This window comes from Stutzerimonas tarimensis, from assembly GCF_042648805.1.
GTDB classification, from domain to species: domain Bacteria; phylum Pseudomonadota; class Gammaproteobacteria; order Pseudomonadales; family Pseudomonadaceae; genus Azomonas; species Azomonas tarimensis.
In genome coordinates this window covers 267,616-282,146 of the sequence record NZ_JBHRXZ010000016.1, presented here as the reverse complement: position 1 = coordinate 282,146, position 14,531 = coordinate 267,616, and the positions used below count along the sequence as shown (strand labels likewise).

At 63.4% G+C, this 14,531-nt stretch carries 13 protein-coding genes; 1 reads left to right on the top strand and 12 read right to left on the bottom strand.

The genetic code is table 11. The features are described from left to right. The first annotated feature begins 124 nt into the window (after positions 1-124). Entirely contained in the window at positions 125-2,155 is a 2,031-nt protein-coding gene (betT, locus tag ACFOMF_RS06560) for a choline BCCT transporter BetT (RefSeq protein ID WP_386362567.1), read from the top strand. Positions 2,156-2,267: 112 nt separating this feature from the next. Here the strand turns inward: betT and rimO are convergent, their stop codons facing one another. From rimO to ACFOMF_RS06500, 12 genes are all read right to left on the bottom strand, one after another. Continuing rightward, complete coding sequence (rimO, locus tag ACFOMF_RS06555; RefSeq protein WP_386362564.1) at positions 2,268-3,587, bottom strand: 30S ribosomal protein S12 methylthiotransferase RimO; 1,320 nt, start codon at positions 3,585-3,587, stop codon at positions 2,268-2,270. Between the two features lie 109 nt (positions 3,588-3,696). After that, positions 3,697-4,752, bottom strand: coding sequence for an acyltransferase family protein (locus ACFOMF_RS06550; protein ID WP_386362561.1), 1,056 nt, complete (start codon positions 4,750-4,752; stop codon positions 3,697-3,699). Positions 4,753-4,779: 27 nt separating this feature from the next. Continuing rightward, entirely contained in the window at positions 4,780-5,778 is a 999-nt protein-coding gene (locus ACFOMF_RS06545; protein ID WP_386362558.1) for a glycosyltransferase, read from the bottom strand. A gap of 18 nt (positions 5,779-5,796) precedes the next feature. Continuing rightward, the gene (locus ACFOMF_RS06540) at positions 5,797-5,994 is read right to left on the bottom strand and encodes a hypothetical protein (protein WP_386362555.1); all 198 of its coding nucleotides are present in this window, start codon (positions 5,992-5,994) and stop codon (positions 5,797-5,799) included. A gap of 43 nt (positions 5,995-6,037) precedes the next feature. After that, positions 6,038-7,234, bottom strand: coding sequence for a glycosyltransferase family 4 protein (locus tag ACFOMF_RS06535; protein WP_386362552.1), 1,197 nt, complete (start codon positions 7,232-7,234; stop codon positions 6,038-6,040). 150 nt (positions 7,235-7,384) lie between these two features. Next, the gene (locus ACFOMF_RS06530; protein WP_386362549.1) at positions 7,385-8,470 is read right to left on the bottom strand and encodes a glycosyltransferase family 4 protein; all 1,086 of its coding nucleotides are present in this window, start codon (positions 8,468-8,470) and stop codon (positions 7,385-7,387) included. A gap of 12 nt (positions 8,471-8,482) precedes the next feature. Further along, the gene (locus tag ACFOMF_RS06525; RefSeq protein ID WP_386362547.1) at positions 8,483-9,832 is read right to left on the bottom strand and encodes a hypothetical protein; all 1,350 of its coding nucleotides are present in this window, start codon (positions 9,830-9,832) and stop codon (positions 8,483-8,485) included. A 22-nt stretch (positions 9,833-9,854) separates the two neighbouring features. Next, on the bottom strand, positions 9,855-11,135 hold the full coding sequence (locus ACFOMF_RS06520) for a hypothetical protein (protein ID WP_386362544.1): 1,281 nt from the start codon (positions 11,133-11,135) through the stop codon (positions 9,855-9,857). Continuing rightward, positions 11,113-12,342 carry a glycosyltransferase family 4 protein gene (locus tag ACFOMF_RS06515; RefSeq protein ID WP_386362541.1) on the bottom strand — a complete coding sequence of 410 codons (1,230 nt, stop codon included), beginning with the start codon at positions 12,340-12,342 and terminating at the stop codon, positions 11,113-11,115. Before ACFOMF_RS06515 ends, ACFOMF_RS06520 begins: the two co-directional genes overlap by 23 nt. A 34-nt stretch (positions 12,343-12,376) precedes the next feature. Beyond that, positions 12,377-12,883, bottom strand: a complete 507-nt coding sequence (gene rfaH / locus ACFOMF_RS06510) for a transcription/translation regulatory transformer protein RfaH (protein WP_386362538.1) — start codon at positions 12,881-12,883, stop codon at positions 12,377-12,379. Positions 12,884-12,989: 106 nt separating this feature from the next. Beyond that, complete coding sequence (locus ACFOMF_RS06505; RefSeq protein ID WP_386362535.1) at positions 12,990-13,742, bottom strand: WbqC family protein; 753 nt, start codon at positions 13,740-13,742, stop codon at positions 12,990-12,992. Between the two features lie 12 nt (positions 13,743-13,754). Next, positions 13,755-14,525: a WbqC family protein gene (locus tag ACFOMF_RS06500; RefSeq protein WP_386362532.1), complete on the bottom strand. Its 771-nt coding sequence runs from the start codon at positions 14,523-14,525 to the stop codon at positions 13,755-13,757. Positions 14,526-14,531: the final 6 nt, after the last annotated feature.

The following is a 14,531-nucleotide window of genomic DNA, read 5'->3' as shown; positions in this document are numbered from 1 at the left end:
ACCATCGCCTGCGCTTGCCGTATCCAGTGTCAGAATCTCTCGGTAACGCCCTCGGCTGGGCCGGGACAGCGCCCTGCGAATACCCCGGGCGGTTTGTCGCGCGCGGGAAGCAAAGGAGCTCGACATGACACACCCGGACCAGGCTTCGGCCGAGACGGACCGGATCAATCCGATCGTCTTTTATTCCTCGGCCGTGGGCATCGTCGTCTTCGCCATCTGGAGCATGTTCTTCGACTCGTCACGCCAGGTGATCGATGCCGTGCTGGGCTGGATCTCCGTTACCTTCGGCTGGTTCTATTTCCTTGCCATCCTGGCCTACCTGATCTTTGTGGTGGTCATCGGCACGTCGCGCTACGGCAAGATTCGCCTGGGGCCGGATCATTCCAAGCCCGAATTCAACGTCGTCACCTGGGCGGCCATGCTGTTCTCCGCCGGGATCGGCATCGACCTGCTGTTCTTCTGTATCGCCGAACCGGTCAGCCACTTCCTCGCGCCTCCGATAGGCGTGGGCGGCAGCGCCGAAGCCGCCCGCCAGGCCATGCAGCTCACCTTCCTGCACTGGGGTTTGTCGGGATGGGGGGTCTATACTCTGGTGGGCATGTCGCTGGCCTACTTTTCCTATCGACAGGGTCTGCCGCTGTCGATTCGCTCGTCGCTCTACCCGCTGTTCGGCAAGCGCATCTACGGCCCCATCGGGCACACGGTGGACACCGCAGCGGTGCTAGGCACTGTATTCGGCATCGCCACCAGCCTGGGCATCGGCATCATCCAGCTGAACTACGGACTGAGCCACATTTTCGGCATTCCCGAAAACACCGCCAGCCAGTCGGCGCTGATCGTGATGATCGTGGTGTTCTCGGCCATCTCCGCCGCAACCGGCGTCGAGAAGGGCATCCGCCGGCTGTCCGAGTTCAACATGCTGATGGCCCTGCTGCTGTTGCTGTTCGTGCTGTTCGTAGGCAACACCACCTTTCTCATGAGCGCCCTGATCACCAACGTCGGCGGCTACCTGTCGAACTTCTTCAGCCTGTCGCTGAACATCTATCCCTATGACCAGCAGACCGACTGGCTGAATGCCTGGACGGTGTTTTTCTGGGCCTGGTGGATTGCCTGGGGGCCGTTCGTGGGCCTGTTCCTGGCGCGGATTTCACGGGGCCGAACCATTCGTGAGTTCGTCCTGGGCACATTGTTGTTGCCGCTTGCCTTCATGATGGCCTGGATGTCGATCATGGGTAACAGCGCCATCGAGATGGTCATGGGCGGCGCCGTCGAGTTTGGTGAACAGGCGATGGAAAATCCCGGCTCGTCGATCTATCTGTTCATGCAGAGCCTGCCCTGGCCGGGTCTGACCATGGGCGTGGTGACGGTGCTGGCGATCGTGTTCTTCATCACCTCCGGCGACTCGGGCTCGCTGGTGCTGTCGAACTTCACCTCCATCCTGCGCGATCCCAACAGTGATGCACCGATCCGCCTGCGGGTGCTCTGGGCAACGATCATCGGCCTATTGACCCTGTCACTGCTGGTCGCCGGCGGGCTGACCGCGCTACAGGGTACGGTAGTCATCATGGGGCTGCCGTTTTCGGTGGTGCTGGTGTTCATGATGGTCGGGCTGTTCCGTGCCTTGCGTGTCGAGGGGATGATGGCCGACAGCTACCAGAAGAGTCTGTCCGGCCAGCTTTCGGGGCGTGCCACCGCCGAACAGGCGCCGATCAACTGGGGCCAGCGGCTGGCGAGGGCGATGAGTTTTCCGAGTTGGAGCCAGACGCGCCGCTATCTGCAGCAGGTCTGCAGGCCGGCCATGGAGGAAATCCAGACGGCGCTGGGCGAGCGGGGCGTCACGGTGGAAATCGCCGAAGGCGCTAAGGGCAACGAGCACCTGGCGCTGAACGTCCACCTCGGCAGCGAGCAGGATTTCACCTACCAGATCTGGCCGGTACGCAGCGCCATGCCGTCGTTCGCGTTGCGCTCCCAGCGGAGCGACGCGGAATACTACCGGCTCGAGGTGCATCTGCGCCAGGGCAGCCTGGGCTATGATCTGATGGGCTATACCAAGCGCCAGCTCATCGAGGACATCCTCGACCATTACGAGCACCACATGGAGTTCCTGCACCTGCAGCGGTCGACGCCCCAGGAAGGGGATTTCAGCGACTCCTGACCTGAGCCGGTCCACAGAAAGCGGAAAGGGCCTCATTGAGGCCCTTTCCGTGTTTGCGCTATCGGCTCATCTCGGTCCGCCGGGACGGTCGATCCGGCGAGGGAAGACCCGCCTACAGCGGGTTGGCCCAGAGGTCGTACTCGTCGGCATCGATCACCTCGACACAAACCATGTCGCCGGGCTGCAGGTCGTTGCTGTCGACATAGACGTGGCCGTCGATTTCCGGCGCATCGCCCCAGGAGCGGCCGATCGCGCCCTCGTCATCGACTTCGTCGATGAGCACCTGTATCTCGTGGCCGATCTTGCGCTTGAGGCGCTCCGCGCTGATGGCCTGCTGATGCGCCATGAAGCGCTCCCAGCGCTGCTGCTTCACCTCTTCAGGTACCGCGCCATCCAGCGCGTTGGCGGGTGCGCCATCGACAGGGGAGTACTGGAAGCAGCCGACGCGGTCGAGCTGCGCCTCGCTCAGCCAGTCGAGCAGGTACTGGAAGTCCTCTTCGGTCTCGCCTGGAAAGCCGACCACGAAGGTGGAACGGATGGTCAGGTCGGGGCAGATCTCACGCCATTTGCGGATACGCTCGAGGGTCTGGTCCTCGAAGGCCGGGCGTTTCATCGCCTTGAGAATCTTCGGGCTGGCGTGCTGGAAAGGGATGTCCAGGTAGGGCAACAGCTTGCCCTCGGCCATCAGCGGGATCACATCGTCGACGTTGGGGTAGGGATAGACGTAGTGCAGTCGGACCCAGACACCCATGGACGACAGAGCCTCGCAGAGCTCGAGCATCCGCGTCTTCACCGGCTGCCCGTTCCAGAAGTCGGTCTTGTACTTGAGGTCGACGCCATAGGCGCTGGTGTCCTGGGAGATCACCAGCAGCTCCTTCACCCCAGCCTTGACCAGCCGCTCGGCTTCGCTCAGCACCTCGCCCACCGGGCGGCTGACCAGCTTGCCGCGCATGGAGGGGATGATGCAGAAGCTGCAGCTGTGGTTGCAGCCTTCGGAGATCTTCAGGTACGCATAGTGGCGCGGGGTGAGCTTGACCCCCTGCGGCGGTACCAGGTCGACAAAGGGATCGTGCTCGCTGCTGGGCGGCACCACTTCGTGGACGGCCCTGACCACCTGCTCGTACTGCTGCGGCCCGGTGACCGCCAGCACGTTGGGGTGCACATCGCGGATGACCGAGGCATCAACACCCATGCAGCCGGTGACGATGACTCGGCCGTTCTCGGCAATGGCCTCGCCGATGGCGTCCAGCGACTCCGCCTTGGCGCTGTCGATGAAGCCACAGGTATTGACGACCACCACATCGGCGTCCTGGTAGGACGGCACGATCTGATATCCCTCCATGCGCAGTTGGGTCAGGATGCGTTCGGAATCCACCGTGGCCTTGGGGCAGCCGAGGGAAACGAATCCAACGCTGGGAGCTTTGTTCGACATGAAGAGAAGGCCTCAGTACTACATAGAGGGGAAAGGCACCGATTATACAATCAATGGGTGCTTGCCGAGCAGGCTCGGAAAGCCAGGCGGTCAGGCCGTCTGTCGGCTGTCAGTGGGCTTTCAGCGGGAGCTGCGCGTTGGCTGTCCGGGGCAGGTAGCGCTTGAGTGCGAGGGCGGGCGCTTCGATCAGATGCCAGGAGAACCAAGCCAGTGTCAGGCTCACGACCAGGCTCAGCACCATGAAGGTGGACAGCGCCAGCTGGGGTTGCCAGAAGATGATCAGTTGCTGCGCCGGAAAACTGAAAATGTAGACCCCGTAGGAGAAATCACCGTACTTGCCGGCCTTTACCAGCGCAGGAATCCGCAGGTGCGCCAGGTAGATCGCCAGGTACGGCAGGGTCAGCGTATGCACCAGCATCCAGCGCTCGTGACCTGCGCTCACCAGCGAGGCGGCAAGCAGCACGGCGGCGATCTTCCAGTTCCAGCGGACCTGCTTACGGTAGAGGTACAGCGCGCCGCCGGAAAAGAAGAAAATGCCAAGGCGGGTGCCTTTGTAGAGCACCTGGCTCTGGATACCCAGCTCCGGAATCAGCACGAAGTGGATCAGCAGCAAGAGCGCGAGCCCGGCCAGCACGACCGTTCTGTTGAACAGTCGGCACAGGCCGAGCAGCATCAGGATGCTGTACATGGCGACTTCGTAGGGCAGCGTCCAGACCGAGCCGTTCACCGTGTTGGGAAAGAGGTTGTCGACGAACACACCCGGCAGCTGGAACTGGGTCAGCAGCACCATATTGGACAGGTAGCCCAGCGTTTGCGGCGACTGCAAGTATTCGCCCAGCGGCAAGCGGGTCGCCAGGCTTCCCACCAGCGTCACTGTCACCAGGGTCGAGACGATCAGCGCCGGGAAGATCCGCAACGCGCGCTTGCCGAGAAAGTCGATCACGTTCCGGCTGTTGAGCCAGGAGGCGGCGATCAGGTACCCGCTCATCACGAAAAACAGATTGACAGCGATATCGGCAATGTCCGCGTAGCCGAGGATTTGGCGTACAGGTTCGAGCTCGGCGTTGCCGGACAGCCAGAAGCTGTGTCCGACCACCACGGCCGAAGCGGCCAGCAGCCTGAGAAAGTCGAAGTTGTTCTCGTTGCGTTGCAATGAAGTGTCCATGGCGGATCTCTCGTGTGCAGGCAAGAATCAGCGCAGTGGGAAGGTATCGCTCGGCCCCAGGCTGCCGTTTTCTCCGTCGCGTATGGCCCGGTGCAGCAGGGCCAGACGACTGGAAGCGTTGCGCCGCAGTGCGAAGAACCGCAGCAGCGCATGAAAGACCAGCCGGTTGAGTCGGTACATGAAGGGAGAGGTGCGCCACACGTGCCTGTCGAACCAGGCCTGGTTGCGTGCCGCGTAATAGGCACGAAACTCCGATGCACCGAGCAGGTAGGTTTCGTAGATGTTGTGCGTGCGACCCTTGATGTTCCAGGACTCCTCCAGCTCCTCGATCACGGCGTCGGTGTACACCACGAGCCGACCGCCGCTGGCGGTGATGCGGCGGGTGTATTCGGTGTCGTCGGCGTAGAGCACCAGGTCACGCAGCGGCAGGCCGATGCGCTGGTACAGGCTGCGGTGGGCCAGCATTCCGCCATAGGGTGCGAAGGGCAGCGACAGGCAGCGATGAGGGATGCCGCTGGGCTTGCCCCAGGGCATGCGCCGCCAGAGCTTGTAGGGCAGCTGGGCGATGTGAAAGCCAAAGTAGCTGGAGCGGGGATGCAGCACGAAACGCGCCGGCACGCCTCGTGCGATGTCCTCCTGCTGGGTCGCCCGGAACCCCAGCACGGCCACCTGGGACGGGTCGCCGCGTTGGGCCAGCGCACCAAGCTCCCGGTGCAGCACCTCGACCGCGGCGGGCGTCGGCGCATTGTCGTCGTCCATCAGCCAAATGTAGTCGGTGCCGCATTCAAGGGCGGCCGCGATTCCCACCGCATAGCCGTTGGCCGAACCGGTGTTGCTCTCCAGCCGGATCAGCCGGACGCGCGCTGGCCAGCGTTGCTGAAGGTTCGTGAGTGCCTCGGTGGCGGCATTGCTGACGATGAGCACCTGCTCGATCTGCGCAAAGGCTGCGCAGCGTTCGACGAGTTGACGGACATAGTCGAACCGATCGCCATAGGTCACGGTGACCAGGGTGGTGCCTGTGGACATGGGGTTCTCCGCGAGCGGTCAGCTCGGTTCCGCTTCAGGGGCTGGCTCGGATATGACCGGCGGATTCACGGGCGTGATCGTGACCGGGGGCCCGTATAAAGGCTCATGATGGCTGCGAAAGGTCTTGACGACGCTCTCCTCGGACGAGCCGGGGAGAAGTTGGTATTCGGTATAGGAGTAACCGTCAGCGACGATCCAGGTGATCTTGGTGGGCATGGGTGTGGCTCTCTGCGGTCCGGTCCCTGGGGACTTCTGGAATTCAGGCGTGTTTCACGGGCAGGGCGTTGAAGGCCTTGGTCCCGAGCTGGCTGGTGTGCACGGTCTGGCCGTGGTGGAGCGCGCTTTCTGCCACCCTCGCTTCGACAAAGGCGCGGATCTCCTGCCTGAAGCGCTCACCGGAAAATCGCTCGGCATTGGCTCGACAGGCTTGGGCAGTGATGCGGTGCGCTTCGCGCTCGAAGCGACGTATCGCGGCGACCAGCGACGAGGCGGTCTGTTGCGGATAGAACACGCCGGTGGGGGCGGGGTGGTCGAGTCCACGCACGGTCTCTCGAACCCCGCCGGCCGCGTAGGCGATCACGGGCGTACCGCAGGCCTGAGCCTCGACCGGGGCGATGCCGAAATCCTCCTCGGCAGCAAACAGGAAGGCGCGCGCCCGCTGCATGTAGTCGAGCAGCACCTCGTTGCTCTGGAAGCCCATCAGGCTCACATTGGGGCCGGCCACTTCGCGGGCTTTTTCCAGCTCCGGTCCCGTGCCGATGACCACCAGACGTTTGTCTGACATGTTCCGAAAGGCCTCGACGATCATCGGAATCCGCTTGTACGGCACCATCCGCGAGGCGGTCAGGTAGAAGTCTTCCCGCGTCTCGCCAAGGGTGAAGCGTGCGGTATCGACCGGTGGGTAGATCACCGTCGAGTTGCGTCGATAGCTCTTGTTGATACGACGACCGATGAAGTGCGAATTGGCGACGAACTCGTCCACGCCACTGGCGGTGCGCTGATCCCACATGCGCAGGTAGTGCAGCAGCATCCGCGCCAGCTTGGCGCGGATCCCACTGACCAGGCTGGCTTCGTGCAAGTACTGATGTTGCAGGTCCCAGGCATAGCGGATCGGCGAGTGGACATAACTGACGTGCAACTGGTTGGGGCCGGTGAGCACGCCCTTGGCCACCGCATGGCTGCTGGAAATCACCAGGTCGTAGCCTGACAGGTCCAGTTGCTCGATCGCCAGCGGCATCAGTGGCAGGTACTTCTGGTATTGCGTCCTCGCCTTGGGTAGCTGCTGGATGAAGGTCGTGCGTGCGCGCTTTCCGTGCAGGAAGGCTCGGTCATCGTCGGAAAGAAAATCGATGACCGAGTAGAGGTCGGCTTCAGGCCAGGTTTCACAGAGCGCAGAGAGCACACGCTCCGCGCCGGCATAGGTGACCAGCCAGTCATGAACGATGGCAATCTTCATGGAGAGACCTTCAGTGGTGGTGGGATGTGGAGTTGCAGCAATCCGTACCGCAACGCCAGCGTTGCAGTGATGAGGTGGAGCAGAGCGTCGGGATCCGGCGCGCGAGGGGCGCCGGGAGAAAAAGGCAGATGCAGCGCGCTGGATCGGTTATCAGCCTTCTTCGAAGCGCAGGTCGAGGGCTGGCCGCGAGGCCTCGACGCTGTCGATCAGTCTTGAAACCCGGTCGGCCGAGGCCCTCCAGGAGTATCGGGCGAGGTTTCGTTTCCCCCGTGTAACCAGCTCGTCACGCAGGCCTTGCTCGCGGAGCACCCGGCGCATGCATAGGGCCATCTCCTGGACATCGAAGGGGTTGAACAGCAAGGCACTGTCTGCCAGTACCTCGGGAATCGAGGCCGAGTGCGCCGCGATCACCGGGCATCCGCAGGCCTGTGCCTCCAGCGGCGGGATGCCGAAACCTTCGTACAGCGAGGGGAACACGAAGGCGGTCGCGCCGCGGTACTGGTCCGCCAGTTCATCGTCCGACAGCCGGCCGAGCCAGCGCACCCGGGGGTGTTCGATGCCCGCTGCGGTGGCCGAAAACGCTGCATGACAATCTCCGACGATGCGCAGCTCGACGTCTTCGCAATCCTCGAGCAGCAAGAACGCCTGCGCCATGCGCCCGAAGTTCTTGTGTGCGTTGATCGACGAGACGGCCAGCAAATAGGGCCGTTCAGCCCTTGACGCCGGCGATGCGCTGCAGAAGCTGCTGGCCACCGCATTTGGCACCACGTTGATGTGCTCCGCCGGGTACCCGTAGTACTCGGCGATCTCCTGGCGAGAGAACTCGCTGACGGTGATCAGCGCCCGTGCGCGCTTGAGAATCCGAGGGGTCAGATGCCGGTAGGCCAGCGCGAAGGTTGCCGAGTAGCTTTCCGGATGGCGCACATAGGTGATGTCGTGATGCGTGGCGATCTGGTTGCGGTAGTAGGCCGGGGCGGTGTTGCCCAGCGAGAGCAGCAGTGGCTTGCCCTGCCGGGCGAGCCATAGCGGAAGGTCCAGCTGTTCCCAGAGGTGTCCGCCGTTGACGCCTATGCGTCGGGTGCGCAGGCCCGCCGCGCCAGGCGACAGCCTGCCTCTGCTCGGCACGAGAAACACCAGGTCGTCGCGCATCGCCTGCAGTTCCAGGCAGATCTGCTTGGCGAAACGCTGCACGCCACGCAGCTCCTGTGTGAGGAAACGGGCATTGACTGCGATCATCGAATGTCCTTCTCATGGAATCTCAGTGATACCCGCCAATGCATCGCGCGCTGACCCGGTATCGCTGAGCACGATCAGCTTGGGAAATTCGGTAAGGGTGACCCGGGCGGTGCAGGGCGCACCCTCGCCTGGACAGTTCCATTCGCTTTCGCTGCGATTAGGGCCCCGTTGCGGCTGTTCGGTGTCGGTCAGACGGACGAGCCGGCCGGTGGGCGTGTCGCTCGTCACGCTCACCTCAACCGGCTCTCCGGTGCTCCAGGCCACCAGCAGCTGTCGCTTGTCGCTGGCGAATCGCAGCAGCTGGACATCACCCGTCTCGCCGGGCTCGCGGCCGAGGTAACGGTAGTTGGCAACCACCGTGCTGATGGCGGAGAGGGTGTGGTAGGCCGGCTTCGGCTCGAAGTCGTAGGTCAGCAGGCCGAAATTGTGCTCTCGCTCGGTCGGGTCCTGCCCGTCGTTGCGCAGGCCGTACCACCACATGCCTTTGATGCTCGGCAGGGTCCGGGCGAGAAAGTAACTGCGGGCGAGATAGGCCGCCTGCAGCCTGTCATCGATTCCGCAACGGCCTTGATGGGCCGGCCAGGACATCTCTGTCAGGTACAGCGGCACCGGGCGGCCGGCCTCCCGACTGAGCGAGGCCGACACCTCGCCAAGCCAGTCGATCCAGGCTTCGGGTGTGTGTCGGCCGTAGCGCCTGCAATGCACATAGGGGTGCAGGGAGAAGCCGTCGACCACCTGCATCACGCCGTTGTCGATGAGCCGGTGGGCAAAGCCCGACTCGATTCCCCGGGTGGTCACGGCACCGGCCAGGATCTTGGCGTTCGGGTCGTGCCGACGGATGCGCGCCGCCGACTCGGCGACCAGCTGAGCGTAGTCGCGGGTCGAGGCCGGGTCGTCCGCGTCGTTCATGTCCCACTCGTTCCACACCTCGTAGTACTCGATGCGGCCCCTCAGCTCGCGTACCACGTGTTCCACATAGCGCCCGAAGGCGGCGCGAACACGGTCGGTTCGGGGTTTTTCCCCGCCGCCATGGAAGCGGTTGCCATAGCCGAGGATGAACATCGAATTCAGCCCGCGACGCTCCATGCGTCTCAGGTAGCCAAACCAGTGGGGCTCGATGTGCAGCTGCATCCGTTCCCGCTCGACGAACGCCCAGTGTGCGTCGTCCCGTACCGAAACGATGCCCGCGTCCCGGATCAGCCGATCCGCCCTGCCGCTCGGATCACCGGTGTGCAGCAAGTGAGAGCTGACACCAACGATGAAAGGCGGATCACCCTGGTCGGTGGCCAGCGCCCCGGTCGAGCACAACATCAGCGCGGCGAGCGCCGCGGTCAAACGACTACTACTACTTCCTGAGCTCATGTTTGCCCCTCCTGGGCGGGTGTCACGTTACAACAGCTTCGTTCCATCTCCTGGACAATCGCTGCCTCGCCTCGGACGGTGCCAGCACCAGACCGATGGCCATGCCGAGAAACAGGCTGGCAGCGGGCACTTCAAGCACGTCGGTGGTCCAGCCGACGAGGCAGATGCAAAAGACGATCAGCAACAGGGCGAAGCGCAGCGGCGAGCCTCGTTCCTGCAGCCGCAGCAGCAGGGGAAACCAGAGCAGGTAGAGCAGCACGCCGACCGCGCCAAAGATGGCCCAGAGGTAGAGCGCGGTGTTATCGGCTACGGTCAACAGGTCCTGTCCGGGAATCGGGAAGGCCGACTGGGTGCTGCCCACCGCACCGAAGCCGGCGCCTGCCCAGAGCCAGCCTTCATCGACGAGCAGGGCGAACAGGTTGGGCCAGCTGTTGGCCAGGCGATCATTGAGCGAGGCCAGGACGTGGTCACTTGCCCCGGCGACGGTGTTCGGGTCGACGTGAATCATCAGGCTGATCAAGGGCAGCGCCAGACCTGTCACCACCGCCAGCAGCGCGGCGCCGGCGCTCGGCAACCGGTAGCAGGCGACTGCCATCAGCGCCAGGGTCAACGCATAGGCCACCAGTGTGGACTTGTTCGTGCTCGCCAGGATCGCCGCCAGACTCACCGCGTACAGGACCAGGCGTAGCAGGCGCGACCCTATGAGCACGCTGAGAAACAGGCTGTAGATGGCGATCATCACCGAGAGGCTGGTCGACATCCGTGAAAAGCCGGCCGGGCGGTCCTGCTCGCCATCGCCCCAGGCGCGATTTCCGCTGACTTCGGTCTCGCCCATCATGTAGCTGTAGCCCTTCCATGGAACCTCGCTGAACATGTCCAGCAAGAGCCCGAGCAACGACGCGAACAGGCAGAAACCGATGACCCAGCCGAGGGTTCCCATGCGTCGTTGCAGGTGACGAGCACAGACCACGCCGAACAGCAGGGGGCTGATGGCGAACAGGGTGAAGCCGACGTTCTCCGGCCCCACCCCGTGCATCAAGGCCAGCAGCGAGGAGGTCAGCATCACCAGCAGCATGAGCCATACGCCGCGCTGCACCTTGAGATGAGGCAATTCCAGGGCGACCACGGCGACGCAGGCGAGCTTGGGCAGGTAGAGCAGCGGGGCGATGCCCACCAGGTCGAAGTAGTAGCGCAACGCACCGGAGAAGGTCTCCACCAGCAGAACCGAGGCGACCACGCCCGCGTACAGCGTCGGCTTGCCGACCCACAGTGGGCTGGCCTCAGGCCAGGACGCGCTGGTCATGGGTCTGCTCCTGGCCCGAACGGCTGCTTTCGAGGCTCTCGTGGAGAATCGTTTCGTATTCGTCGAGCATTCGCTCCATGTCCAGCAGCGGCGTGATTGTCAGGCGCGCCTGATGGGCCAGTCGTTCGCGAAGGGCCTGGTCGTGGTAGAGGGTGGCGAGGGCCTGGCCCAGCGAGTCGGGATTCTCCGGCGTACACAGCAGCCCGTTGACGCCGTGCTGGATGGTCTCCGGCAGGCCGCCCACGGCCGAGGCGATGACCGGCAGGCCATGTGCACAGCCTTCCACCGCAACCAGGCCGAAGGGTTCGGCCCAGCGCGAGGGCATCACCAGCACATCCAGCCCGCCAAGAAAACGTGCCGCATCCTGAAAGCCGACGAAGCGCACCCGGTCGCTTGTGACCAGGGCCGCCAGGCGCGCTTCATCGTCGTGCTTGCCGCGCCCGGCGATATCCAGCGTGGCATCGAGTCCAAGCGCTTCGAACTGCTGGATCAGCCAGGCCACGCCCTTGTTCTCCGACAGCGTACCTATGTAGCCGAAGCGCAGCGGTCCGTCGGGCCGGGACAGACGTCCAGCGACCGGCACCGCACAGCGGTTGTACACCACGTGTCGTGGCACGCCGGGGAAAAACCCCTGTTCGCAGACCCGTTCGAGCAGGTATCGGCTCACCCCGATCACCGCCGTCACCTTGGCCGATGCCGCGGCGTGCCGGTGCCGCAGCGCGGCGCACAGGCCGCATTGCCGCGCACAGTCCTTGCCCTTGTGATACATGGTGTCGCGGGGACAGAGCAGGTAAAGGTCGTGCAGCACCTGAACCGCTGGAAGCCCCGCCTGGTGGATCTCGTCCCAGGCAGAGATCGACCAGCCGGTCAGGTTGTGGCAGAGGACCAGATCCGGTTGTTCGACCTCGATCACCTGACGCAGGGGCACGCGCATGTCGCGGTTATAGCGGTCGCGCCAATGCCAGCCCAGCCGCATCAGTGGCTGGGGCCTGCGCTGGGTGTGGTGCCAGTAGAGATTGTGCAGCCCGGCACGGTACACGCGTAGCCCATCGACCTGCTCGCCGTTCACGCCTTCGCGCGGCCCGGTCGCCAGTACCACCACCTCGTGGCCACGGCGCTGCAGGCCTTCGGCAAGCTGTTTCACCACCGCCTCCGCGCCTCCGCCGACGTGGGGAGAGTAGAGGGTATGCAGGACAAGAATCTTCATCAGTCTGACTCGTAGGAACGGCCGGGAAAGGGGGTCAGCTGCGCTGATAGCTGGCCAGTTGGTCGTTCTTGACGCTGATGCGCTGTTCCCGCTGCAGCAGGGTGAGCAGGATCACCGAGCGCTCTTCGCCATCGGGGCAGACGAAGATCGCCTCGACCGCATCGAGCACGCTGAGCTTGAGCCGAACCTTTTCCCCGGGCTCGAGCTGCAGGGGTGGCTTTTCAGCAAGGTTATCGAGCCGGTGGCGGAGGTTGTCGATCAGCTCATCGTCGACCGGAACAGGGTTGCCGCCAAAGCTGACGATCTGGTTGACGCCCCGTGTGGAGCGAATCGGGTACCAGTTGTCCTGCAGGTGATCGAGGCGAATGAACAGGTACCCGGGAAACAGCGATTCGGAGCCCTTGCGCTTGGCCTCGCCATTGGCCTGTGGTTTCTGTGGCCAGTAACACTCGAACGACTGGCGTTCGAGATGCTCCTTGGCACGTTCCTCCTGGCGGGGTTTGGTCTGGACGAGATACCAGCGGGCTATGGTACTGGTCATGAAGGCTCCTTCCTTGTAGCACGCCGGCCGAAAAGACCGGTGCGTGCAGTGATGGCAATGTGACTCTGGGCGGCTTGACTGGTTCCTGAAGCGTCCGGTTTTCTGCTCAGAGGCAAGGCGGGGCGCATTGATCGCTGTGCCTCAGACTTCCCTCAATGAGGGTGAAGCGTTGCAGCAGTTCCCTGACCGCAGCAGGGCTGTTGGACATCAGCACATCGATGATCGACAGGGACGGGACGAAAGGAACCTGGCGTTGCGGATACTCCAGCGGGTCCATGCCCAGAAATCGCAGCTTCAGGCCGCAGGCTTCGAAGTCCGATGGCCTGTAGAGCGCGAGGCCACCGATGGTGTTGAGGTAGCAATCGCCAGCCAGGGCCTGGGTCACCCGGATCAGCCGTTCGGTCTTGTCGATCCCCTGCGGCAGGCCGAACTCCGAGCTGCGATGAAATGGCGTGGCGATGCCCAGGTGGGCACATATGGCTCGCAACGCCTGTTCATTGAAACAGGCCAGGTTGCGCTCCGGGCTCGCCAGGATGGCACCGATCAATTCCAGCACCGAGTCGCGCCAGGGAGCCCTGGCATAGGCCTGCTCAAGCGTCTTCATCAGCGTTGCGGCCTGGCGAGGGTAGTCATCGCTCAGCCAGCGCTCGCCGATGGTTTCCCCGAACCGCCCCTTGCGAAGCGACAGGGTGAACAGGCTTGGTCGGCCGTCGACCAGTAACCGGTTGCGGTTGATCCAGGAGCCTTTTGCGTATTGCAGGTCATCTCCCAGAACAAAGGCGTCACTGGCCGCGATCAGCTGGAAATAGCCGAGGTAGGGAAAGAGGTAAGGCTGCATGAGTGAGACGACTTTCGGCATCCGTGATCTTCTTCAGGCGGGTTGCGCGCTGCCTTGGCTCGCCCTGGCGTCCCGCGTGGTATTTGGTTCGACGCCTTCGACCAGGGTGAACGCGCGCAGCAGGTCGGGTAGCGCTTCCGGGGCGTTGAACATCAATACATCGATGATCGACAGCGACGGCACAAAGGAATGTTTCAGCTGCTGATACTCGACTTCGTCCATCTTGAGAAAGCGCAGTTTCACCCCGGCCTCGCGAAAGCGCGCCGGGCAGTACAGGTCAATGCCGCCAATCGGGTTGATGTAGCAGTCCCCACCGAGTTGCCGAGTGATCTCGATGACCCGCTCCTGCCTGTCGAGAGTCTTGTCCAGGGTCAGCTCCGACGTGCGGCAGATGGGCGTGTCGATACCCATGTGGCGGCACAGCAGGCGCAGCGAGTGCTCGGCGAAGAGCGCCAGGTTTCGCTCCGGACAGGCAAATATCTGTTCGATCAGCGGTAGCGTCTGGCTGCGGTAGGGGGCCTTGGCATACAGGCGGCTGATCATCTTCAGCAGCGCTGCAGCTTCACGTTCGAAGTCGTCGCCGAGGCGCCGATCCCGAACCGAGTCGCCCAGCGAACCCTTCTTGAGCGGCACGCTGAAGAGCTTGGGCTCGCCATGCGCCAGCACACGGTTGCGGTTGATCCAGGCACCCCTGACGAACTGCATGTCGTCGCCGATGGCGAATACATCGCTGTTGGCGATGAGCTGAAAGTAGCCCAGGTAGGGGAACAGGTAAGGTTGCATTCCGGTAACGGTTCTTGGCATGGGGAC